This window comes from Ruoffia sp. FAM 20857, assembly GCF_045528645.1.
GTDB lineage: Bacteria > Bacillota > Bacilli > Lactobacillales > Aerococcaceae > Ruoffia > Ruoffia halotolerans.
Genome location: NZ_JBGQRB010000100.1, coordinates 1 through 1,789 on the forward strand (window position 1 = coordinate 1; position 1,789 = coordinate 1,789).

At 37.3% G+C, this 1,789-nt stretch carries 1 protein-coding gene and 1 pseudogene; both read right to left on the reverse strand.

Annotation, left to right across the window (positions count from 1 at the left end; translation table 11 throughout):
• Positions 1 to 126: pseudogene (locus ACEN4N_RS11365) on the reverse strand (IS3 family transposase); the annotation flags it as partial.
• 76 nt (positions 127 to 202) lie between these two features.
• Complete coding sequence (locus ACEN4N_RS11370; protein ID WP_235888841.1) at positions 203 to 1,516, reverse strand: ISL3 family transposase; 1,314 nt, start codon at positions 1,514 to 1,516, stop codon at positions 203 to 205.
• Positions 1,517 to 1,789 lie beyond the last annotated feature (273 nt).

Here is a 1,789-nt window from a genome sequence, read left to right on the forward strand (position 1 = left end):
AATGCCTCGTTTTGATAAGGCTTTTTTTATTTTTCTTGAGCCGTAGGCCTTTCGGCTGCGGATAAATTCTTCAGCGACTACTTCTTCAAGTTCTGATTCGTCTTTCTTTGGTTTTGATTGATAATAAGGTTCTCTGTCAAACAACGTTGGTAAAGAATAAAGTCAAATAATAATAGATTTTGGAAGAGGATGTACAACGAGCTTACGCTGCTGTATGTTCTCTTTCTTTTTCTATCATTTTGATTTTATTTCTGATTGGTTTTAAATTGAAGTGCAGGATAATGCGATTTTTATAATGAATAAAGTTACCGTAACCATAGGCTACCCGGTTCAATACTTTGATCTTGTTATTGATTCCCTCTATCTTTCCATTGTTATAAGGATAATAGAAGGTGTTTTGGATATGAGGAAAATGAGCGCGCAACGTCTTTAAACTGGTTTTCATGTATCCAGATAGTTCAGGAGAAGCGGGTTGATCTAAAACAGTTCTTAACTGTTTTGAGTCATTGTGTTCGACGGCTTTAAGAATAGCTTGATACATTGTATAAGTTGCTTTTAGTTCTGGATCGTACGCCAACATCTCAGAAACGATTGCTGATTCCAGACGCTGTCCGAACATGGGAAAGTATTGATAGGTAGTATAAGACAACTCGGACTCTTTCTTCAGTAGTTTCTTCCAGAAGCGTTTGAGTCGTCTGTACTTCTTTTGGTCTTCTCCATTGGACGTTCGAAGTCGATTCATGACTTTTACGCGTGTTTTGTTCATCGCTCGGTTCACGAGCTGAACGATATGAAATCGATCAATAATGATATCAGCGTTTGGAAACAGTTCAGGGATGAAGCTGACGTAACTGGCATTCATGTCTGTCGTAATCGTTTTGACCTGATTTCTCTGGTTTTGGCTGTATCGAGAACAGAAGTGATCTTTGATTGTACGAGTATCTTTGCTTTCTAAAATATCTAGTATCGTTCCTGTTACGACATCAATATACTCAAAAGCCATTTGCCCATTACCATACTTAAACTCATCAAAAGACAAGTTCTCCGGCAATGAATGATAGTAAGGTCGATAATACTTCACCTGTTCATTGATGATTCTTTGAATCGTTGTGGAAGAGACATTCGTCTCTTCTGCCAAGCTCTTGATCGAACGAGCATCAGCTGACTTCGCCAGTATTTCTGCTTTGATAAAATTAGAGATAAAACACGCCTCTTTTACAATCGGTGTTTCCGCAGTAAATGTTGCTTCACAAGATGTACACTTGAACCGCTGCTTTTTCACTCTAAGATAGGTCGGGTAAATGCCAGATATTGGAAAAGTGATTCTAGAAGTCTGAGTCCCATTTTTATAGATAGAGAAGTCCTTGTTTGGTTCCTGACATTTCTTACATTCCGTAGGAATATAAGTCAATGTACAGTCTATAAATTTACATTTCTTTTGTTTGTGTATCCCATAAGACACGCAGTTATCTTCGAAAATCATGTTTTTGTCTTGAATATCTAGTACATTTTGCATATCATTTGATGTAGGCAAGTGAGTTCCTCCTATGGATATTTGGTTTTTGTCGACTATTATTCTACAGGAGAACTCACTTGTTTTCTATTTTCTGAGACAAAAAAAGACGCCAGTGATTTCTCACCAACGTCATATATTATAGAACCGAAAATTCCAAAAATAAAATCAGTTATAATACTATCTATCGTGCAATTTATCGTGGCGACTTCGATGAGCCTGGTTTATCAACCGGTAATCGAGGCGCTATCCGTAAATTAAGACACAGAGGTAAAA

Bases quoted from the DNA above. Each gene is read 5' to 3' on its own strand.
- ACEN4N_RS11370 (WP_235888841.1), bottom strand. From the start codon at position 1,516: ATGCAAAATGTACTAGATATTCAAGACAAAAACATGATTTTCGAAGAT.